This window comes from Candidatus Magnetobacterium casense (genome assembly GCF_019173545.1).
Classification (GTDB): domain Bacteria; phylum Nitrospirota; class Thermodesulfovibrionia; order Thermodesulfovibrionales; family Magnetobacteriaceae; genus Magnetobacterium; species Magnetobacterium cryptolimnobacter.
In genome coordinates this window covers 1-21,663 of record NZ_JABXWD010000015.1, presented here as the reverse complement: position 1 = coordinate 21,663, position 21,663 = coordinate 1, and the positions used below count along the sequence as shown (strand labels likewise).

General features: G+C 48.3%; 13 protein-coding genes and 1 pseudogene. 1 reads left to right on the top strand and 13 read right to left on the bottom strand.

The window, feature by feature from the left end; all coding sequences use genetic code 11:
• Positions 1-389: 389 nt before the first annotated feature.
• Positions 390-1,859 carry a glycogen synthase gene (locus HWQ67_RS01645; RefSeq protein WP_255317066.1) on the top strand — a complete coding sequence of 490 codons (1,470 nt, stop codon included), beginning with the start codon at positions 390-392 and terminating at the stop codon, positions 1,857-1,859.
• 437 nt (positions 1,860-2,296) lie between these two features.
• On the opposite strand, the gene HWQ67_RS01640 is transcribed toward HWQ67_RS01645, so the two are convergent.
• The 13 genes and pseudogenes from HWQ67_RS01640 to HWQ67_RS20375 all read right to left on the bottom strand — a co-directional run.
• The gene (locus HWQ67_RS01640) at positions 2,297-3,064 is read right to left on the bottom strand and encodes a glycosyltransferase family 2 protein (protein WP_218250896.1); all 768 of its coding nucleotides are present in this window, start codon (positions 3,062-3,064) and stop codon (positions 2,297-2,299) included.
• Entirely contained in the window at positions 3,061-4,236 is a 1,176-nt protein-coding gene (locus tag HWQ67_RS01635; RefSeq protein WP_218250895.1) for a glycosyltransferase family 4 protein, read from the bottom strand. Before HWQ67_RS01635 ends, HWQ67_RS01640 begins: the two co-directional genes overlap by 4 nt.
• 223 nt (positions 4,237-4,459) lie before the next feature.
• Complete coding sequence (locus tag HWQ67_RS01630; protein WP_255317065.1) at positions 4,460-6,049, bottom strand: sensor histidine kinase; 1,590 nt, start codon at positions 6,047-6,049, stop codon at positions 4,460-4,462.
• A 224-nt stretch (positions 6,050-6,273) separates the two neighbouring features.
• Positions 6,274-11,595: an ATP-binding sensor histidine kinase gene (locus HWQ67_RS01625; protein WP_218250893.1), complete on the bottom strand. Its 5,322-nt coding sequence runs from the start codon at positions 11,593-11,595 to the stop codon at positions 6,274-6,276.
• Positions 11,588-11,995 carry a response regulator transcription factor gene (locus HWQ67_RS01620; RefSeq protein WP_218250892.1) on the bottom strand — a complete coding sequence of 136 codons (408 nt, stop codon included), beginning with the start codon at positions 11,993-11,995 and terminating at the stop codon, positions 11,588-11,590. The genes HWQ67_RS01625 and HWQ67_RS01620 overlap by 8 nt, the downstream gene beginning before the upstream one ends.
• Positions 11,996-12,132: 137 nt before the next feature.
• A complete protein-coding gene (locus HWQ67_RS01615; protein ID WP_218250891.1) occupies positions 12,133-13,494 on the bottom strand; it encodes an O-antigen ligase family protein in 1,362 nt (453 codons plus the stop codon).
• Positions 13,479-14,399: a class I SAM-dependent methyltransferase gene (locus tag HWQ67_RS01610; RefSeq protein ID WP_218250890.1), complete on the bottom strand. Its 921-nt coding sequence runs from the start codon at positions 14,397-14,399 to the stop codon at positions 13,479-13,481. Before HWQ67_RS01610 ends, HWQ67_RS01615 begins: the two co-directional genes overlap by 16 nt.
• Positions 14,383-17,361: a glycosyltransferase gene (locus HWQ67_RS01605; protein WP_218250889.1), complete on the bottom strand. Its 2,979-nt coding sequence runs from the start codon at positions 17,359-17,361 to the stop codon at positions 14,383-14,385. The genes HWQ67_RS01610 and HWQ67_RS01605 overlap by 17 nt, the downstream gene beginning before the upstream one ends.
• Positions 17,362-17,411: 50 nt before the next feature.
• Complete coding sequence (locus HWQ67_RS01600; protein WP_218250888.1) at positions 17,412-17,549, bottom strand: hypothetical protein; 138 nt, start codon at positions 17,547-17,549, stop codon at positions 17,412-17,414.
• On the bottom strand, positions 17,546-18,067 hold the full coding sequence (locus HWQ67_RS01595; protein WP_218250887.1) for a CZB domain-containing protein: 522 nt from the start codon (positions 18,065-18,067) through the stop codon (positions 17,546-17,548). The genes HWQ67_RS01600 and HWQ67_RS01595 overlap by 4 nt, the downstream gene beginning before the upstream one ends.
• Before the next feature lie 345 nt (positions 18,068-18,412).
• Positions 18,413-19,792: an adenosylmethionine--8-amino-7-oxononanoate transaminase gene (bioA, locus tag HWQ67_RS01590; RefSeq protein WP_425340692.1), complete on the bottom strand. Its 1,380-nt coding sequence runs from the start codon at positions 19,790-19,792 to the stop codon at positions 18,413-18,415.
• Between the two features lie 274 nt (positions 19,793-20,066).
• The gene (locus tag HWQ67_RS20380; RefSeq protein WP_425340691.1) at positions 20,067-20,432 is read right to left on the bottom strand and encodes an FG-GAP repeat domain-containing protein; all 366 of its coding nucleotides are present in this window, start codon (positions 20,430-20,432) and stop codon (positions 20,067-20,069) included.
• Between the two features lie 87 nt (positions 20,433-20,519).
• A pseudogene (locus tag HWQ67_RS20375) lies at positions 20,520-21,452 on the bottom strand (hypothetical protein); the annotation flags it as partial.
• Positions 21,453-21,663: the final 211 nt, after the last annotated feature.

The following is a 21,663-nucleotide window of genomic DNA, read 5'->3' as shown; positions in this document are numbered from 1 at the left end:
CCTTCAAAAGAATAACTACAAACATGTCAAATATTTAACAATAACATATCCTTTCTTAATGATAATAAAACGCCCTTCCATATCCTTTTTTAATGAAAGCTAATATATGGTAAGGCTTGACATGTTCCATATAAAGCTTGTGATACGTCATATTACGACGCAATCTGATTAAATTACTGGTGGTGTAACATATGTTAATCCAAATGTCAACAATAAAATGCTCATCGCATCCTGCAAAAAATCTTGGCGGAGAGAAACTTGCCGTCCGTTTAATCGGTGAAAAAATTGCCTTTATTTATACACCTGAGTTTGTATATAATAAATTGCTTTGTGTAGTCCACGAAGAACCAAGGCAAAGTTAAGTAAGCAGTAAAAGGAGCCAACTTGTTATGTATATAGTTATGATATCGCCGGAGATCGCACCTGTAGCCAAGGTGGGAGGGCTTGCGGACGTGGTGTATGGTTTAAGCCGTGAGCTTGAGATTAGGGGCCATTCAGTGGAGATCATCCTGCCCAAGTACGACTGCATGTGGTATGACCAGATATGGGGCTTTCAGGAGGTCTTTAACGGCCTGTGGGTTCCATACTTTGAGCACTGGATACACTGCACCGTGTACTTTGGCTTTGTCCATGGGCGGAAGTGTTTCTTCATAGACCCGCACGCCGATAAGAACTTCTTTAACCGCGGGTTGTTCTACGGGCACTATGACGATGCCGAACGATTTGCGTTCTTTTGTCGGGCCGCCCTGGAGTTCATGTTCAAGGCCGGCAAACACCCCGACGTCATCCACTGCCATGACTGGCAAACCGGTTTGGTTCCCGTGCTGCTGTACGGCATCTACCAACACCTGGGCATGACCCACCCGCGCGTGTGCTACACCCTGCACAACCTCAAACACCAGGGGACAACCAGCGATCACATCCTCAGAGAGGTCGGCCTCGACCCTGGACAGTACCACAGAAGCGACCGCATCCAGGATGACCACAACCCCTATGCTATAAATCTCATGAAGGGCGGCATCGTCTACTCCAACTTTGTCACCACCGTTTCGCCCATGTACGCCTGGGACATCAGACACTCCGACCAAGGCTATGGCCTCGGACACACCTTGCATTCAAACCAGGGCAAGTTCGGAGGCATCCTCAACGGCATCGACTACGACATATGGAATCCCGAAATCGATCCGCACATACCATCCAGATACGGCGTCAACAACATCGACGATAAGTACAACAACAAGGCAGCCCTCAGACACAGACTCCTGCTCAGGGATGAACTCAAGCCGATCATCTGCGTCATCGGACGCCTTGACCACCAGAAGGGCGTTCACCTCATCAAGCAGGCCATGTTTTATGCTATGCACTGCGGATGGCAGTTTGTCCTCCTGGGTTCAAGCCCGGAATATGCCGTCAACGAAGAGTTCTGCCACCTCAAGCGCACATTCAACGACAACCCCGATTGTCACCTTGAGATATCCTACGACGACGCCCTGTCGCACCTCATATACGCCGGGGCAGACATGATAGTTATCCCCAGCATGTTTGAACCCTGCGGTCTGACACAGATGATCGCCATGAGGTACGGCACCATCCCCATAGTCCGTGGCACCGGAGGACTCGCTAACACCGTCTTTGACATCAACCACTCCGACAAACCCGAAAACGAACGCAACGGCTACGTCTTCTACGAGGCCACCAACGAGGCACTCGAACACGCCATGCACCGCGCCGTCGGACTATACTACGAGTTCCCGGAGCGATTCAGAGAGGCCATGATTACCTGCATGAACTACGACTACTCATGGAACAATCCCGCACAACATTACCTCAACATCTATGAATTTATTAGGGAAAAGTAAACAGCAAAACATAAATTTATAACACCTCGGATCATGCAACACAGATATCAGAGGCTGGAAAATGAGCTTAACGAAATCGGGCGAGCACTGGAGACCCTCCGCCACGTGCCTCTCAGGCAGGAGGACTCCGCTAAGGCCAAGGCCCTTGTGGTCGAAATCTCACAATCTATTCAGACGTGTACGTCCTTCAGGGACATTGGCAAATTAAGTATACTGATCGGATTCGAGTTTTTTCGGGTATCAAAATTGCTCGCATACAAGAAAGAAAGGGGCGGCTCCGCTTCTTGTCGCTCCAGGACGCTCCTGGCCCCCTTCAGAACCCCCTGCAAGGGGAGGGGCGAGGCGCCCCGGCCACGAAGAAATCCCCTTGACCCCATTATCTTGTTATCAAATATCATGCCTGAAAAAACCTGCGTCATTTCAGTATATAGCATTTTTTACAATTTCTTTTCACCACCACTTTCTTTTTCCCAGGCCTTGAGGTACTTCAAAAACGTATAAAAGGCATACAGCACGGCCAGGATAAACCCTCGCACGCCATCAAGAAACCCCAGACGCATAGCATACATCTTCAGAAACATCGCAAGGGGTTTGAGCGTAAAGGCAAATGCGTATGACCTTACGGGCGCCTTGACAACCTCCTCGGCTGCAAGGGCAGTGTAAACGTCCATCCGCCTGATGAAGTCCGATATGTCCTTGTATGAGTAGTGTTCGATGGGATTGCGCAGATTACCTGTCCGACCATCGAGGAGCACCTTTTCGTGTACCTGACGCTGGTGCATGTGGGCCTTGTCCTTCTTAAAGAGTCGGAGGGTGTTATCTGGCCACCATCCGCCGTGTTTGATCCACTTGCCCAGGAAGAAGTTCTTGCGTGGGACGTAGAAGCCGTCATACGCTGCTTCCGTCAACACCTGCCCCAGTTCCTGCACAAGGGCAGGGGTCACTCGCTCATCGGAGTCAAGGAGGAACACCCAAGGGCCCTGGGCGTGGTCTATGGCAAGCTGCTTCTGTTGTGCAAACCCCTGCCAGTGATTCTGATATACCCTGGCGTTGTATGCCCGACATATGTCCACTGTCCTGTCCGTGCTGTAGTCATCGACAATGACGATCTCCTGTGCCATGCACGCACTTTCAAGCGCACCGGCAATGTTAAGTTCCTCGTTCTTGGTGACGATAACAACGGATACAGGCAACCTGTCAGTCATTGGTGTGTTGTCCCACGCTCAACAACACTTGTGATGAAGTCCATGATCTGTGTGGCGCGCTTGTCATAGGTATAGTCGCCGGCAAGGGTCTTGGCATTGGTGGCAATTTCGGCGGCGTAGGCGGGATTGTCGATGAGATGTCTGACCGATGTGGCCAGTTGCATGACATTGCCCGGTTCAAACAGCAACACGTTGACCTTGTCCGTGAGTACATCCGTTATGCCGGGGATGTTGGATGCCACAATGGGCAGCCCCAGGGCCATGAATTCAAACATCTTCAGTGGCGATGAGTGTATCGAGGGCTTGTGCAGGATGTTGGGGATTATGGCAATCCGCGCACGGGACAGGTACCCCACCAGTTGACTCTGCTCTACGTATCCCGTAAAGACAATCCGTTCTGCAACACCAATGTCTGCGGCAAGTTGCTTCAACTCATCCAGCCTGTCGCCACCGCCAACGATTGTCAACACCTCACCGGGGATAAACGCCATCGCCTTGATCAACACATCAACGCCCTTCCACGGATAAAGCCCTCCGGCATAGAGCAGGCCATCCTTAACGGCAGTGCCTGCCCCCACAGCATCAGCGGTATTGAGGATTTCGCTCCTGACGGCATTGGGGATCGTCACTATTGGCTTGTCATGCAGTTGAAACAAAAGCAATAGTTCTTCCCTCAGGAGGTTTGATATCGTAATTACACCGTCGGCGTTGCCGTATATGTAGGACTCTGTTTTCTTGAGGCGATGTTGCTTTTTAGGTCTCTCCGTGGTGCGGTGAAATATTTCGTGTGCCTCAAAGACAACCGGCATCCTCACAAGAGACTTGATCCTGAGCAGAAAGGCGGCCAACTTCGGGTGTCTGACAAAGATTACCCCACTGCCGGTGTGTAACAACAGGTAAAAAAACAGCGTGAACTTAAACAACATCCCAAAAGAAAATGGCAACCACGATATATTTCTGCGCACGATCGGCAGAAACACTAGTTCTATGTTTGGGTGTGGGTGCAGGTCGTAGTACCTGAATATGTCCTCGGCGTGCTGTCCGAGCTGCCTGCCGCAGAGCAGTTTGACCACATGACCGGCCCTGGCAATGGAGTTGGCGGTGTTCATGATCTGTATGAACCTGGCCTGCGTTGCACATATGAACTCAGGCACGGGATAGAAGATTGTCATTTTAAGTACCTGCCCATAATTAATTTATAGCGCGTTTCGATTGTGTGCAATACAAGAAAGAAAGGGGCGGCTCCGCTTCTTTTTCGCTCCAGGTCGCACCTGGCCCCCTTCAGAACCCCCCGCAAGGGGAGGGGCGAGCCGCCCCTGGCACTAAGAAGTCCCCTTGACCCCGTAAAAATGCCGTGTGTTTTGTATTTAATCCAATCGAAATCTGCTATATTATTCACAATGCGTTTGCTACGACTGCTTTTTTCATTGTTATTGTAAACTCCGTACCGTTATCAAGATTTCTAACTGATAATTTACCACCCATACTTGTTTCTATTATTATCTTTGACATGTAAAGCCCAAGTCCTGTGCCTCCTTGTTGTTTTTTTGTTGAGAAATACGGCTCGTAGATATTACCTATTATATCTTGAGGTATTCCTCCACCGTTGTCAGTTATTGAGACATAAATATCATCATCAGATTCGGAGATGACTATCTTGATCTGTCCCACAAGGTCTGGTATACCTCCTTGACGTCTGCTCAGTATTGCGTCCCTTGCATTATTGATTATATTAAGGACAACCTGTTTTAACTCATTCGGATAACCCGCAGAGATCAAAACTGCCCCTGTAGTTGTTGTTTCTGCTGATATCTCTATGTTGTTTTTCCTGTATAAGCCTCCAAACATATACAACAGATCATCAATTACGCCTCTTACGTTAAAAGATATCTTCTCTTTGTCAGGTAACAGGAAGTTCCTGAAGTCATCAATCGTTTTTGCCATAAAGTTGATCTGTTCCTTTGATGTCCTTACCATGTTATCTAAATATTCCTTGTTGAGTTCACCGTACTCATATGCATCCTTTATGTCAAATACGTTTAAAGCCAATGCGTTTAAGGGCTGCTTCCACTGATGGGCTATCATTGCCATCATTTCACCCATGGTTGCCATCTTGGATTGTTGAATCAACAGTTGTTCTTTTTGAATCCTGAGTGTTGTCTCCTGAGTAACCATTTTTTCCAGTTTTATGGTCATAGATTCAAGCTGTATTGTCTTCATGTTCAGGGCATCCTCTGTCTGCCTGCGGTAGTTGACATACTTGTAAACCATGTACAAAAACACAAGGGTCCCAAGTATGAATATGCTTACCATCACCAACGTTACGATGCGCTCATGCCTCCATTGCTTAAGATAATCCTCAGCGGCAATACCTACAGTAACGTAAAGTGGATAATTGCCTATCTTGCGGTAAGAGACATATTTGGGCATATCATCAAAGCTGGTCGGTGTAAAAAACGTCCCTGACGTTTGACCGGCCTCAAAGAGCCTTCTCAAATCAGGCGATATTTTCTTGCTTCCGATATCGCTGCCAATATCTTTTGGCTGAGGATATCTGGCGATGATTGCCATTTCCCTATCACGTAAACTGATCCCTCCGTGGGGACCAATATCTACAGATGCAAAAACTTTGATTATATGCTCCAGCGCTATGTTTGCATAAACAATACCGTCAAAGGCTCCCTCAGGGGTATCAATACGCCTGGAAAGAGCGATTACCCACTTTTTGCTGATGCGTGCAAATATCGGTTTTGATATCACCAGGTTCGACTTTGGATCACCCTTTGCGGCAATGAAGAAGTCACGGTCTGAGAGGTTTACTCTGGAGCCTTGTGACACACCGAGGCCGTACCTCACTGTCGCTTGTGCATCTGTTACCCTCAGGCTCTCAAGCTCAGGCAGGTATGCCTGGTGTCTGCCAAGAGACGAGGTTACCTCACTACCGTCAACCGTACCTGCCTTGAGCTCATCTGCAACGTCTATCAAAACCAGGTCTATTCTGCCAATAAACCCGCTTATGTACTGCTCAAGCACCTGTGACAGATTCTGGGAAGTAACAGCAGCCCTCTGTTCTGTTTGGCGTTTGCTGTTGTGCAAAGAGACCATAGCCATTGTTGCAACAAAGATGTCTATCAACAATACACACAGCACCACCATTTTCAGGAAAATGGACAAAGATGCTGTCGAACTTGAGGCATTGAAAGAATATGTCATATACACTCTAACTCAATTGTAAACATAGCGCCGTCTTTGACGTTTTGGCCGTATATCTTGCCGTCCATGTTTGATTCGATTATCATCTTTGACATATATAATCCCAGTCCCGTGCCCTGTTTTTTGAACTTTGTAGTAAAATATGGCTCATATATCCTGTCAAGTATGGCATCAGGGATACCTCCACCATTGTCCCTGATCTCTATACGGATTGTACCATTTATCCTGCAAAAAGAGATATCAATTATCCCTTCCCATTTTAAGGCATCCTTAGACCTTTTTTCAACAATGGCATCCGCGGCGTTATTTATCAGACTTAACAACACCTGCATAAGCTCATTCTTATGAGATACAATTCTGTTTTCACTACAACACGACACTAATGATGCCTTTTCAAAGACCCCTTTATGCAGACAGCAGCCAAACCTGAGTGTTATGTTTTGCGACTTTAGCTGGTCATAGACAAACGATGCCGCCTCATCTATACAGGCTCTTATCTCAAATGCCTCGTGTGCCGATGTTGTCTTGTACAGGTCTCTGAAATGATCTATTGCACCGGACATATATTGTATCTGCGAGGAGGCCTTATCCAGCGTTTCGTATAAATATTCCCTGTTCAACTCACCGTAGTCATAGGCATCCTGTATCTCAAACATCAGTGTGCTGATGACATTCATGGGTTGTCTCCATTGATGGGCTATGTTTATTAACAGCTCGCCAAGGGATGCCATCTTTGATTGATTTATAAGGATGAAGTCTTTTTGCCTGCTTATATTGACCTCTTCATCTATCCTGTATTGCAGGGTTTCATTCATTTGCTTTAATTTTTTATATAAATGTGCATTTTCTATGGATATGGCCATTTGAGGGACGAGTATATTCAGGACATCTATACGATTAGCGGAAAATGCCCCCGTCATCAGGTTGTTTTCAAGGTATACAACACCTAGAGTCCTGTCTGTATGGATAACAGGTAATGCCAATATGGACTGTGGATGATTCTTGCTGATGTAGGGATCGCTTGCAAATCGTTCATCCTCGGAAGCGTTATGGACAATGACAACCTCACCTGTATTGGCAACATAGCGGACTATATCCCCGGAGATACCATAAGTAATAGAATCATGTTTGCTGCTTAGTGGTATGGAGTTTAATACCTGTATGTCTTGCGAATTTGCAAACGCCTCCATATATAGCTGCCCATCGGATAAAAATAATATGCCCCCTCGCTGTGCCCCGGCAGTCTCCATAATGATTTTCATCATCTTGGGCAACAGTTTATCCAAGTTCATTTCACTTGTAATGACCTGCGTGGATTTCATTATAGAGGCCAGGTCATATCCCACCACGCTGCTTGCTGTTGTATGGATAACCGGTGGCCGTACAAGGAAGTCCTGACGTTGTGTCTCCTTTATTGATTCAAACAGGGCCGGATGTCCTGTCTTGAGATGATGCACCTTGTATCTTGCACCCCACATGGAGTAGGCATAGGCCGATTCGTTTATGTAGAGTCTTGCTATATTGTTGTTGCCTTTTTGCAGCCAAAACCTTGCCATCAGCTCATTGGCGAGTGCCTCGACCTGTATAAACCCATTGTCTTTGGCAGACTGGATTGATTGTTCGTACAGGCTTATTGCCTCCATGTCCTGTCCGTTGATGCGGGCAATCTCTGCGCTTATAAGGTAATATTTATGGAGAAAATTCTCCCGGCACCCATCAGCCCATATTCGCATCTGTTGTTGACTTGAAATTAGCTGTTGCATGTAACGTGTCTTGTCTTCTTCAGAACCACTTGTATATAGAGAGGCGATAACAAGGGCGTGATAAAACCTATACTCGGCAGTTGGTAAAAGGCTCTGTGTTGCAACCGAGATAATTCTCTTTTCGATTTCCTCCGATGCAGTCAACGCCTCTGTGAATTTGCCACTCAGATAAAGAATCTGCATCTTAAGTATATAGTATATGCACAAGACTTGTGTGTTGACATTTGCGGCACACTGGTGCAGGTATTCGTCCTCTGTTATCTCATTATACCTTAATACTCCATCCGTTGTTCCTCGCAAGGTGGAGACTATTATCTCAACGCCTGTTATTAAATCTATAGCCCATCTGTTTTGTCTCTTTTGACTGAACTCAATTAATTTTGGCAACTCCTCCTCCAGCTCGTTAAGGGGTTTGCCATAGTAAAACATGCAATAGGTTTTGTGCCCAAAGGCATACCCTGAATATTGTAAGTTGCCGGATTCCAGACCGGCCTGATACGCTTCGTTATAGTCTTGTTCGGCGTGCCTGAGGTGTTTATACCACGGTCTTAGCGAGCTGCCTATCATTAAATACGCCACGCTCCTGTCGGATGGGTTGTTATATTTCTTGCACAGTTGCTCGGTAAGCACGGCATACTCCGCCGTTGATTTAAAATCGTTAAAGACATAACCAAACAACCCTCCAATGGATGGGTATGTATAAGTGGCTGAAGAGACGTCGCCGTATCTGAGACAAAGACCTACCTCTATTGGGATAATAATTGCCCAGAGCCTTTGGTGGCTACGGTAGCAGGGAGGGCCAAGGCTTGTCAGTAATCTCATCGCAATTATCTTGCCCTTGTCTGTCATTGCTGGTAAGTCCATCAGTGAGCGTATTGTCTTGTCCCCCATCATTTCCATAATCATGCGCAGTTGCTCATCCCTTGCCACTACAAGGTCATCATCGTCTTGTGGCAGCATTATGCCGACAAGATGGAGGGCTTCTCTGGCCGTTTTAATGGCGTCCTTGTATCTTGCCCTCATCGTATACTGTACTATTAGGATGTTTAGGAGTTCCGCCTTTTCTATCGAGGTCTTGATGTGTTCCAGGGCGGCATATATGTATTTCTCTGACAGGCTGTCATTGTTATTGAGATATTCAACCGCCGCCCTCTCCTTATATGTCTCCTTTGCCAGTTCGTAGTTACTGTCCCAGATAGAATCGGACAGCATCTCCATACCGGATTGCAGGTAAGAGAGAGATGCCTGGTATGCAGTGGATTCCTTTGCCTTTTTTGCTGCCTGGAGGTTTAACCTGCATAGTTCTGCCAATTCCTGCGGGGATGAGATGAGAGACCTGCCCTTATTGAGGTGCTCTACTACAGTAAATATATCTCTGTCAGTTATCTCTCTGCCAATGTGTTCAATAAGGCGTCTGCCTATGCTGTAATGTATGGACTCTATCTTGCTTTGATCTAAGAGGGCGTATGCTGCCTGTTGTACACGGTCGTGTAAGAACTTGAAGTTCATTATTATTGGTTTAGCGATCAGGATATCCTCTTTTGTTATTTCAAGGGGTGACGTGCAGAGGATCAACTCTTCGTCAATTGCATGTGTCAGCTGTTTATATACCTCTGTTGATTGCGTCTCTGTAACAATGGATATGGTGTCGAGGTCAAACTTGTTCCCAATGCACGCTGCCATGCTCAGGACATGTTGTGTCAATTGGGGAAGTCTTTTTAATTTGTCTACCATGAGATCAACGACATTATTAGTTATGTCAGTCTGAGTTATTGATGCAATATCACAAACCCACCCGAATCCTTCTTCTGTTGAGTTATCAGCGTCATAGGGAATAAACTTTACAAGGCCATCTTCATACAGGCGTTTCAGGAACTGGGTGATAAAAAACGGATTACCCAACGTCTTACGTATAATTATGTCAACCAGGTCTGAGACATCCCCATTTTGACTCCGGAGGGTATCGGTTATCAATTGTGTGACGTCTGCCCTGCTAAGGGGGCCAAGGTTGATAGTGTTAATAATAGCGTTTGATTTTTTTAGCCGGTCAACAGTGAGTATCAGCGGATGTGTTGGGGTTACCTCGTTATCTCTGTAAGCCCCTATAAACAGGAGATAGCCTATTTCCCTGTTGAGCATCAACAGTTCAATAAGTTTAAGCGATGAGGCATCCGCCCACTGCAAGTCATCCAGGAAGATAACCAGCGGATGCTCTCTCTGGGCAAACTGTCTGATAAAAGCGGTGAAGACCTCATTAAAACGGTTCTGTGCCTCAACGGGAGGCAGTTCCTGCACAGGGGGTTGTTCTCCGATGATAAGTTCCATCTCGGCAATAACGTCGATGATGATCTGTCCGTTTTTTCCCAGAGATTGCCTGAATCTTTCCTGCCATCTGTTTAACTGTTGTCTGCTCTCTGAGAGTATTTGTCTCACCAATCCCCTGAATGCACTCACGATAGCGCTGCATGGTATGTCTCTTTGAAACTGGTCAAACTTACCCGATAAGAAATACCCCCGATTGGTTGATATCGGCCTATACAACTGCCTTATCAACGATGTCTTACCTATACCGGAGTATCCATAGACAAGCATCATCTCACACCCGCCAATGGATACCTCGCCGTATCTCTTGACCATATAAGACAACTCGTTGTCCCGACCATAGAGGCTTTGAGATACCTGTAGTTTATGGGGTACTTCATACCGTCCAAGGACAAAAGTTGATATGTCACCATTTAATAGTCTTATACAATTGTCCAGGTCTGCCTTTATCCCATATGCACTCTGATACCTGTCAGAAGGGGATTTCTTCAGCAATTTCATAATGACATCCGATACAGGCACTGCCATGTCAGGATTGATCTCATGTGGCGGTGCAGGCTCTCTGGTGATATGAGAAAAGATTATATCCATCGGGTCATCCATGGCAAAGGGGAGTCTGTGGCATAACAGCTCATATAGTGTCACACCAAGTGAGTAATAATCCGTGCGATAGTCAACAGACATGTTCACCCTCCCGGTCTGCTCCGGAGATATATATGCCAATGTCCCTTCGATCAGCTCAGGGGGTGAGATGTCAGTCTCCTGTCTTGATAAAACCGTGGATATCCCAAAGTCTATTATCTTAATCTGTCCAGTATCAGGGTTCAGCACTATGTTGGATGGATTTATGTCTTTATGTATTATGCGGGCGGCGTGTATTTCTCCCAAGGCATCGGCTATCTTACAACCTATCAATAAAATATCCTTCACAGTGAAGTCCTTAGCCCTGGATAATGTTTTCAACGATTGTCCTCCAATGTCCTCAAATACAATGGCCAGGGTGTTTTTATACTTTATCAGTTTGCGCGAGTGTATCGTCCCCTTGAGATTTATCCTGGAAGTTATTTCATATTCCTGTTTATACCTGGTTATGGAGTTTTGAGTAGGATACTCGTCTCTGAGCAATTTTATAATCACAGCAATATCATCTTCAAGACCAATGGCACGATAGACAACACTGTTGGTGTTTTCCTCTATTTTTGAAACAACCCTATAACCTTTTATTTCAATCATTGCCGTAGTTAATCAAACCAAGAGACAGATTGTAGAGCAATTCTAAAAACTGCTCTTCCTTAAGTGGTTTTACGAAATATCCTAATTCTTCTGCCTGTTTTAGGTAAATGCTTTCAGTAAGGGCTGTAATTACAACGACAAGGACATTCTTGTCTATCTCCCTTATCTGTTTGATCATTTCAAGACCACTATGTGCCTGCATCAAGATATCGGTTAACACTATATCCGGTTTGTATTTCTTATATAACTCAAGTCCTTCTTTGCCATCGTTTGCCGTATACACCTCTTTAAATCTCCTCCTTAATGATTTTACAGAGGCTTCTTTAACCATTGTCTCATCCTCTACATACAACAGTGTCAGGGATTGTTTTATCTTTAACATATTTTCTTTTTTATCCACCTTTACACCACATCCTTATATTCTGTTTATATGCCTGTATTCCTAACTTTTTTTGCTGTTTGTACATAGGTAGCTACGGGCAAGATGTTTAAGTAATCGAGCATAAACATGTATAACATCACCAGCCTTTTATGGGGTCAAGGGGACTGGTCCCCTTGCGGGGGGTTCTGAAGGGGCCAGGTGCGACCTGGAGCGACAAAGAAGCGGAGCCGCCCCTTTCTTTCTTTAATTGGGTGAATTACGTTATAGCTACTTATGCTCTTCTGCTTATCACCATTTCCGGTTGTCGAGGTAAAGGCACCTGCCATGCCCGCCAGTACGCCAAGGGGGATGATGTTTCTGTCCTCAAAGAGCGTGCGCAATCCGTATTCGGCGATGATCGCCGAAAAGACGGCTATCCCCACGTATGAATCAATCCCTGCGCCATCTGAGATAATCCGCCTGTACAATTGCATCAAGACCATGCCAATAGTAAACGTATAGATGACAAGCCCCACAATCCCGTGCTGGTACAGGATGGTGAGGAATTGATTGTGTGCCGTGGTGCGTTCGTCCTTTGTGGGGAATCTGCCGTAGAGGTGGTTGAAGGACTGCCGGTAGTGTTCTGTGGCGTCGTCCTGGTTGAGACCGTGACCGTAGAGCAGCCGTTGCCCTGACATCGACAGAAACACCTGCCACTGGGCAAACCTCTGCGACATCTGGACCGTCTCCAGTGTGTGTCCCTTTATGAGTCTGTACTGGCTTGGAAAGATCAACAACGCTGCCGTAACAAGACACAACACTGCCGCCGAGGTCAATATAAGGTTGACCCTCTTAAAGAATACGCCCCTCAGAAAGTACATCCAGATACCGAACACCACCGCAATGCCCAGCCAGCTTGCCCTGACGCTGATAATGATGAGCGCTATGACCGATGCAATCACGGGCATAATCCACAATATTCGCCTGTGTCCCTGGCTTTCTATGTACTTCATGAGGGCAAACGGGAAAAAGTACACGATGATCGTTGCAAAGTATCTGATATCGAGATAAGCGATCCGTCCGTCTGTGATGAGGTCTACGGCTAATTCGTAAAATGCGGCGATGATGTACGCCACAGCCGTCCAGGCCATGACAAGGGCAAGCCTCTTTAGTCTGTCGGTGTCGCTGAAGGCTGCCACAATGATACAGTAGAGCAGGACGACCTTGATATAGTTCTTTTTGACCACCACGAGCGAAGAGGCGTGATTGGCGTTTAACAGGGATGAGACAACGGCAGAGAGCGTAAACAGCAGCAGGCAGACAAGCACGGGGTCATACAGTCGTACTCCAGTCTCTTTTTTTATTATCCACCTGATAAACCACACGGAGGCAGGGATGTAAAAGGCCAGCGCCTTAAAAGTCCCAAACTTACCGGCATACATCAACACGACAAAGACATACATCCCCCACTGCATAACCTCAGGGAACACCTTGTCTTCAATGTGCCGATCCCACCATTGCCTCAGACTGCCTGACATTCAAAGACCTTGTAGTGCAGAAAAGCGTCAAAGCCGGTCTCTTTGCGTACAAAGACGTCGCAGACACCCGGTCTGTCGCCATAGCAGGTCGTGACATCGCTGACAATTGCCTCCACATCCACTGCGTCAAGCAGATAACGTCTGGATAGCTCCTCCGAGGTTAGCAGCAGGCTGTCGGTATGTTCAACGCAGCGCACAGCCCACCCCAGTCCCTGTAGGATATCCGTCAACTCTGCAACCGTGGGAAACCACTTATCAACCCCAAAGTGGCTGAAGATGAGGTTCATGATCTCCTTGCCCTGTTCGTCCTCAAAGCAGGCAGTCTGGTGGATGAAGTATTCACCTGGCTTTATCTGCAAGCGCAGGTGTTTCAGTAGTGGCAGCAGTCCCTCGGCGCCAAAGTAGTGTAGCACGCTGCGCATGACAAAGAGCAAAGAACCATCGTCAGCGATCAAGTCCTCACGTTTGACGTCGCTGAGGCATCGGTTTAGAGTCAGTATGGCAGAGCCGGGATTGGCCTGCAGTTGTTTTTCGGAGGTATCTACGTTGACAAGTCTTATGTTCTGGTCTGTCAGGGTCTGGCGCAGCCTCTGCAGTACATAGCCTGTACCGCCGCCAAGGTCTGCCACGACGTCCGGGGATGTCCTGTGGATGGTCTGTGTGAGTTTATCGATCAAGGGTATGGTCACAGCCGGATCAGAGAAGTACCCACCATGGGCACTATTCCAGGACTCCCCATGGAAACTCAACTCCTTGTTACAAGAAGAAAGAAGGGGGCGGCTCTGCTTCTTTTTCGCTCCAGGAGGGGGCAGCGCCCCCCGGCTCAATGCGCTCCTGGCCCCCTCAGACCCCCCTGCAAGGGAACCAGTCCCCTTGCCCCCGTTATACTCAATCCTGATACTCATCTAAATGCCATTGTCTGTTTAGAGTCTTTACAAACAAATAGAGTAATTCTTCTTTTGTCTTTGCCTTTAAGATTTCTTTGCGATTGATCTGGGATTTTTTGGTGAAGTCCACTGCGCCCAGAAACTTGGGGACGGCATAGAGGACATCTTTGTACATGATGATATTATAGTCTTCATAGGGGCAGAGAAGCTCCGGGGTGACATCGTCGCGTTGTTGGATTGCGTGTAACACTTTATCGTAGATGGCGCTTTTAATTATCCTGTCGTTGTCTGTCTGGGTTTCATCGGTGAAGTCAATGCCTCCGAGGGATTTGGGCAGGGCATAGAACAGCTTTTTGTATTTGACCACGTTATAGCCTGCAAGGGAATCCACCAGTTCCGGCTGAAATCGGCCTATCTCATTGATTATGGCCTTTAGTTCCTCATCGGAAGTGGCATGGAGCACATCCTTATGCTCAAGGAGTGTCAGAAGTTCTTTTTCAGTTTTTTCGCGCAGGATGTCGTGATAGTTGACCTTGGACTTGTAGATAAAGTCTGCCCGTTGCAGAGACTTTGGTATGGCATGGAAAGCGGAGCGATATCTGACAATGTTATAGTGTCCGCAAGAGCATAGAAGAAGCGGGACCATGTGAATAGCTTCACGGATCAGATATAAGACCTCTTTGAGGGTGGTGCCAATTATTATATCGTTGTGTTCAAGCTGGGTCTTGTCGTTGAAGTCGATCTTACCCAAGGATGCTGGCAGGCCATAGAAGACATTGTCGTACTTGATAACGTTATAGTTATCAATTGTATCGATCAGTTCCGGGACAAAGCGACAGACCTCTTCTATGAGGGCGATGACCTCTTCTTGAGTGGTACCCTTGAGGATGTCTTTAACGTTGAGTTGTGCTTCATTGGTAAAGTCGATGTTGCCTAGGGAGGAGGGGATGGCGTATATTTTTTGGTTGTACTTGACTACGTTATAATGCTTGTGCGAGCAGAGCAGTGCCGGTAAAAGGTCGTTTCTGTCTTTGGCGATACCTACGGCCTCATCGTAGGCAGCGACCTTGATTATTGCATCGTGTTTGAGCTGTTTTTCGTCGCTGAAGTCTATTTCGCCAATGGATGTGGGTACGACGTAGAAGAGCTTGTTGTACTTGATTACGTTATAGCTCTCAACCGTATACGTCAAAACGGGATGGAGTTGGCCGGTGCCGTCAATGATGCCCTTTAGTTGTTCGATATCTTGGCACTTGATCACCTCTTTGTGTTCCAGCAACTGCATGAGGTCTTCGGTGGTCTTTGCCTTTAAGACGTCCTGGTAGTTAATAGCGCCATTGTCTCCGGCCTTTTCCATCAGCATAGGGACGGCGTAGAGGCCGTGTCTGTACCGTACAATGTAATATGCCTCATACGGGCATACATATACCGGGACAAGGTTATTGACTTCCTCGATCTGGGCAGTGACTTCATCGAAGCTGGTGCCGTTGAGTATTTCCGGTTGATTGAGTTGTGCCGCATTGGTGAAGTCGATCTGCCCCAGGGACATGGGCAGGGCATAAAACATTTTGCCATATTTAATGATATTATAGCTCTCCACGGAGTGTACCAGTTCCGGGTCAAAGCGACCGGACTCTTCGATCCTTACCCTGACCTCTTGGGTGGTAGAGCCTTTGATGATCTCCTTGCGGTTGAGTTGTTTTTTACTTTTGAAGTCAACGTTTCCCAGGGACATGGGGATACCGTAGATGACACCCCTGAATTCAATAATATTGTATGTCAGGTAGGATTCAATGATTTCGGGCATGGCATTGATGTCAATTGGTTGGTAGTCTCCGTAGATCAGGGTCTTGATGAAGTTGTAGAGTCTTTTGCCCAACAAGAGTTTCAGGGACTTTATCATTACCGGTTTCAGTATGTTGACCACGATGACCTTCATCGACAGTGAGATAAACAACTCGACTGTCATCATCCACAGCAACCACTGAGGAAAGCCCTCCGGGCCTGTCATGTCGGCGTATCGTTCTTCGAAGTTGGTGCCAATGACCCTGTCTTTGATGCGCATGTCAAAGACTATGGGGTTTTCCTGCAGGGGCAACATCTTGCCGGCAGAAAACGCCTCTACGGCCCTTATGGCGTGCAAGTCTACGTGCGGGTATGTGTTTTCAAAGATGATATTGATGGATGCCCTCAGTCCGTTTACGCCAACGGGGTCAGGGTGTGCGTAGTGCCACAGGGCGGTGACTGTGTGATTGTACCAGACCTCCGGCATTCCTGCGTTGACCAGTCGCCATCCCAGATCGTAGGGGCCACAGAGGTATCCCCGGTAGGAGCTGTGCTCGTCAAAGGCGCCATAGCGGATGGCGTCGGACTTTCTGACGGACATACAAGCCCCGGCATTGGGGTTTACCGGCCACCACTTCCACCGCTTGTCCCTGACGTCGTCGATCTCCTTCAACCCCTCCGGGAACAGAAAGGACGACCTCATTTCGTGGTGCATCAGTACCAGGGAACGTTGACAGCCCTTGGCGTCGTCGTACTCGAAGGACTCGGTTATCGATCTTATAAAGTCGGGCGGGAATATGGCGTCGCTGTCGCAGATGGTCACGATATCGCCACGGGCATTGAGCAGCCCCGTGTTGTAACCCAGGTGCTTATGATACATGCCGGATTGGCCGCATGTTATATGGCAATCGACCTGTGCCGTCACTTCGGGCACCACCTGATTGTACAACTCGACCCAGATAAGCTCGTACTGACTACGCTCAACGTCCTGTCTGTTGAGCCAGTACAGGGAGCTGTAGTGCTCGCGGCACTCCCAGTCCAGAAGGATAATTGATACAATTGGTTTTTCTTCCCTCTGGTTGGCCTTGTGGATGATCGTCGTACCGGGGGATTGGGCAGCTTCCAGTGCCCTCTTATGGGCAGCCTTTCTGCCGCTGACTCCGCTCACTACCCTGTCGTAGTTTAATACCTTCACGTGAGGCTATTTAATCCTGAATGAAAAATGAATTAGCAGAACATCTCCGCTTACAAATCTTTCCAGGCTTCATCCTCTTCAGATTTCAGCCAGTCTTTTTTCAGTGAAGTTTTACTCGCAATTGCAGTCGCCGGCACTTCATTTTTTATCTTTGTTTCAAGCTCTATGCTTAAAATTTCACGCCTCATTTCAGGCCCTTCTTTACCAGATCATCTTTTAGCATATCCAATGAGGTCTGCGATACAGTGGGGAGATTACCCTTACCCTTTATCATATTGGTTAATGATTTTAGCGGGTTCCTTATGAGACTTTTAAAATCAACCTGCAGACCTGAGCTACCATATTGGTATTTCATAAGCATTTTAAATTCTAGCATTGTCAAAAGATAAATTATCTCTTTACTTTTTTGTTGCACTTCTTCAAAATCCATCTGGGCCTGGGCATCATATCGCGGACTTATCTTAGGGGAATTATGCCACTTTGCAACTTTCTCTGCTGCCACATGAAATAGCTTGTGTTCCTTTTCCAGCAACTCAATCTCAGCAATGTCCTGATACATCTTCAACGCCGTACTGTAGAGCCATATGCCAAGCTCACATTCATTGTACGGCCTCATATTAATTACCAGATTTCTTTTCTGTAATGCCTGTTCAAGCTGATACTCCCACTCTACATGGGTTATCCTGGCTATGGTAATGTCAATCATACACGAAGGTCTCCTTATCTAACTCTAAACAATTCACCATGTTTTTATACCACAACGTTATCAGCTCTGTCAATCCGTTTTTATGTCTGTGTGTTTTCCACCGTGTTGGCATATAAGCAGAAGAACATAAGTAGCTATAACGTAAATCACCCAATTAAAGAAAGAAAGGGGCGGCTCCGCCCCCCTTCAGAACCCCCCCGCAAGGGGACCAGTCCCCTTGACCCCATCTTACCATGCTTTTTTTAGAGGATACCTTATTAACAATCCCGGATAGTGCAACGCCATACTCAGATTACAGTGTAGCATAGTTGTATGATTGCGCACAACACTGTCATTTGAAAACTCTCAGACGCTGCTAACTTCGGAGATAGCTTCCTCTATGATTGCCAGCATTGAGACGAGGTTTTCCATGCTGATGGCCAGCGGAGGCATTATGACGACGACGTTGCCAAGGGGACGGATAATGAGGCCCTTTTGGCGTGCCCTGTGTGCCACCTGCCAGCCGATCCTCTGGCCGTACTGACAGGTCTCCGCCGGCGTGTCATCCTGTATCAGCTCAACCCCCGCCATCAGACCAATCCCCCGTGCCTGTCCTACTCGTGCAGACCTGGCGGCGATGTCCCTCAACCAACCGTCAAGCAGTTCGACCTTGGGCTTGAGGGCCTCAAGCGTACACTCGGTCTCAAAGACATCCAGACAGGCAAGGGCGCACGCACACCCCAGGGGATTGCCCGTGTAGGAGTGTCCGTGGAAGAATGCCTTCAGTTGGCTGAACTCTCCCTGGTAGGCATCAAAGATTCTCTGTGAGGCCACGGTCATGGCCAGCGGCATGTACCCGCCCGTCAACCCCTTGGACAGACAGATAATGTCTGGCACTACGGCCTCGTGCTGACAGGCAAACATCGCCCCCGTCCTGCCAAACCCCGTTGCCACCTCATCGGCTATCAGCAGCGTGTCGTACTTGCGACAGAGGTCTCTGACCCCGCGCAGGAACCCCTCCGGAGCCACGATCATCCCCCCGGCGGCCTGCACCAGAGGTTCTATTATCACGGCGGCTATTTCGTGACTTCGGGTGCTCAGTATGGCCTCCATCTGAGCGAGACATCGCATGTTGCAAGTATCCGGCCTCAGACCAAGCTCGCAACGATAACAGTACGGCGAAGGACTCCTGTGCGTTTTAAACAACAGGGGGGCGTACAGGGCATGAAAGACGTCGATCCCGCCCACGCTGACCGCCCCGAGTGTATCGCCGTGGTAGCCGTTGTTGAGGCAGACAAAGCTGTTGCGTGTGGTTTCGCCGACGTGTTTCCAGTACCCGAAGGCCATCTTTAAGGCCACCTCTACGGCGGTTGAACCGTTGTCGGAAAAAAACACCTTGTTGAGGTCGTGCGGAGTTGTGGCAAGTGTATCGCCCAAGAGTTGGACGACCCTGTGTGCCAGTTCGATGGCCGGGACGTTGCCCAGGCCAAGGAGCGTGCTGTGTGCCAGGGTGTCGATTTGTGCCTTGAGGCGTTCGTTGATGTGTCTGTGTCCGTGGCCATGGATGTTGACCCACATGGAGGAGACGCCATCGAGGTACCATCGCCCGTATATGTCCCGTATGAAGCAATCCCGCCCCTGCTCTATAATGACCGGAGGGTCTTGCACCCACTCCTTCATCTGCGTGAAGGGATGCCATAAGCAAGCCACGTCAAGTTCCTCAAGTCTCTTGTTGCGTGCCAGAATATCCACGATTGGTTATTTTACCATACCGGAGAACGCTTTGGAAACCTTGCGAATTGTCTCATCACCAAACAATGGCGGTAGCTGCATGACCACGGTTGATTGTGGTGCTACCCCGTAAATTGGCCGTCTCCTTATTGGCATTATATTAGCGATATGGTAGATAAAAAATAATACCATTGCTCAGTTGGGCGTAATTATGCGTCAAAAGGCTGTTACCTCAACTTTTTGAGAAGTTACCGGACAAAACTCAGAGGCTTAGTGCCCCTGTGGTTTGTTACTTAATCACCCACGGGGCGCCTACCGTTGCTGGTATGGCCGGACTGACAACAACGGCATTGTTTATAAGCCAGATGGCCACGGTACCGGTGGTGGAGTTTTGCCAGAGGACGTCGGAGGTGCCGTCGCCGTTGTAGTCGCCGATGTCCTTGAACTGCCAGGGGGTATCGGCAATGCCCATTGCGGTTGCACTTTTTATGGTGCCTTTGTCCAGGAGCCAGACTGCCACCTGGTTGGTCTGGGTGTTCTGCCATAGGATGTCGCTGTTGCCGTCGCCGTTAAAGTCGCCCTTGCCTTTTATCTGCCACCTGGTGTCAACCGCCGCCAGGGGGACTGTGTCGGATATTGCCCCATTTTTAAGCAACCAGAGGGCAACCTCTCCGGTGTCGGTGTTGTACCATAGGATGTCGCTGTTGCCGTCGGAGTTAAAGTCGTCCTTGATGGTTGCGCCCTTTGTCTGGCCGGAGTTTATGTTTACCATCAGGGCGGATTCATCTACGGCCTCAAAGTCGGAGCCATGCACCTTGCTGAATTCGCTCACGAGAGTGTCATTGTTCCAACGCGGGTCGGGCACGCCGCTGAGGTACCAGGAGGAACCGTTATCGGCAATGATCATGCCGTACTTTTTCAGTGCGTCGAGAATGACCCTTGTGTTGTGCGAAAAGCCAGATGTATCAAACGACGCCTTCAAACGGAAGCGTTGTCCCATCGGGGGATAGTTGGTGCCGGTTAGGGAGGACGCCTTGTGTCTGGCCGGCCACAGGTATGTGTTGCGCGTTTGTGGGACGGTAAACCGGATGGCGTGCCTGATCTCCCCGGCGGCAACCTCGTCGTAGCGCACCAGTCCCGGCAGGATCGGTAGACCCGCAGCATCGGCTGACGTCCACGTCTGAGGTCTGAGGGCATTGGAGCGCAGGTCAAAGATGGCTCCCGAACCGGCAGTCCAACTGCCATCCGTCTGAGGGTAGGCTGCGTAGAGTTCGTACAGCATACAGTTGTCCTTGTCCACGACGAGGATGTGACGGTCACCGGTTGATTGGTCGCCGCCTTCGATCAGCGCACCAGGCGGGATTGGGTAGGGGCCGGGGTCACTCTCATCGGCATACTCGAAACTCACACTGACCTTTGCCTGGGTGCCGGAGACAACGTTGTAAGGAATCCCAATAGGGCGTCCCTCCCACGTGCCGCTGCCAAAGTCCGGATGCACTCCCCTGCTTGCGCCGATCGTCGTGACGTAGGCTGCCGAATTGGCGTCAAGGGGCAGCTTGTCCACGGGCGTGTTCCATATGTTGTTGACTGGAAACATCCCGCAACCCTCCAGCGTCGGTAGCGCAAACACCGGAGCAGTCTGTAAAACGGCTAATACAACAGACAGGCATAAGATTACAATTGATGAAAAAATAACACTTGTCGCAACACGCACTCTTTTTAACGAACAGCTAATTTCCATGTTTACTCCTCCATTGTCAATAAATATTACCCCTGCTATCTGCTTTATAGAAAAGCACCAAATGTATCCTCTTTATATTGCATGGTAAAAGAAAGAAGGAGGGCGGCTCCGCCCCCTCCTCAGACCTCCCCTGCAAGGGGGCTGG

Bases quoted from the DNA above. Each gene is read 5' to 3' on its own strand.
- HWQ67_RS01645 (WP_255317066.1), top strand. From the start codon at position 390: ATGTATATAGTTATGATATCGCCGGAGATCGCACCTGTAGCCAAGGTG.
- HWQ67_RS01640 (WP_218250896.1), bottom strand. From the start codon at position 3,064: ATGACTGACAGGTTGCCTGTATCCGTTGTTATCGTCACCAAGAACGAG.
- HWQ67_RS01635 (WP_218250895.1), bottom strand. From the start codon at position 4,236: ATGACAATCTTCTATCCCGTGCCTGAGTTCATATGTGCAACGCAGGCC.
- HWQ67_RS01625 (WP_218250893.1), bottom strand. From the start codon at position 11,595: ATGATTGAAATAAAAGGTTATAGGGTTGTTTCAAAAATAGAGGAAAAC.
- HWQ67_RS01615 (WP_218250891.1), bottom strand. From the start codon at position 13,494: ATGTCAGGCAGTCTGAGGCAATGGTGGGATCGGCACATTGAAGACAAG.
- HWQ67_RS01610 (WP_218250890.1), bottom strand. From the start codon at position 14,399: ATGAGTATCAGGATTGAGTATAACGGGGGCAAGGGGACTGGTTCCCTT.
- HWQ67_RS01600 (WP_218250888.1), bottom strand. From the start codon at position 17,549: ATGAGGCGTGAAATTTTAAGCATAGAGCTTGAAACAAAGATAAAAAAT.
- HWQ67_RS01595 (WP_218250887.1), bottom strand. From the start codon at position 18,067: ATGATTGACATTACCATAGCCAGGATAACCCATGTAGAGTGGGAGTAT.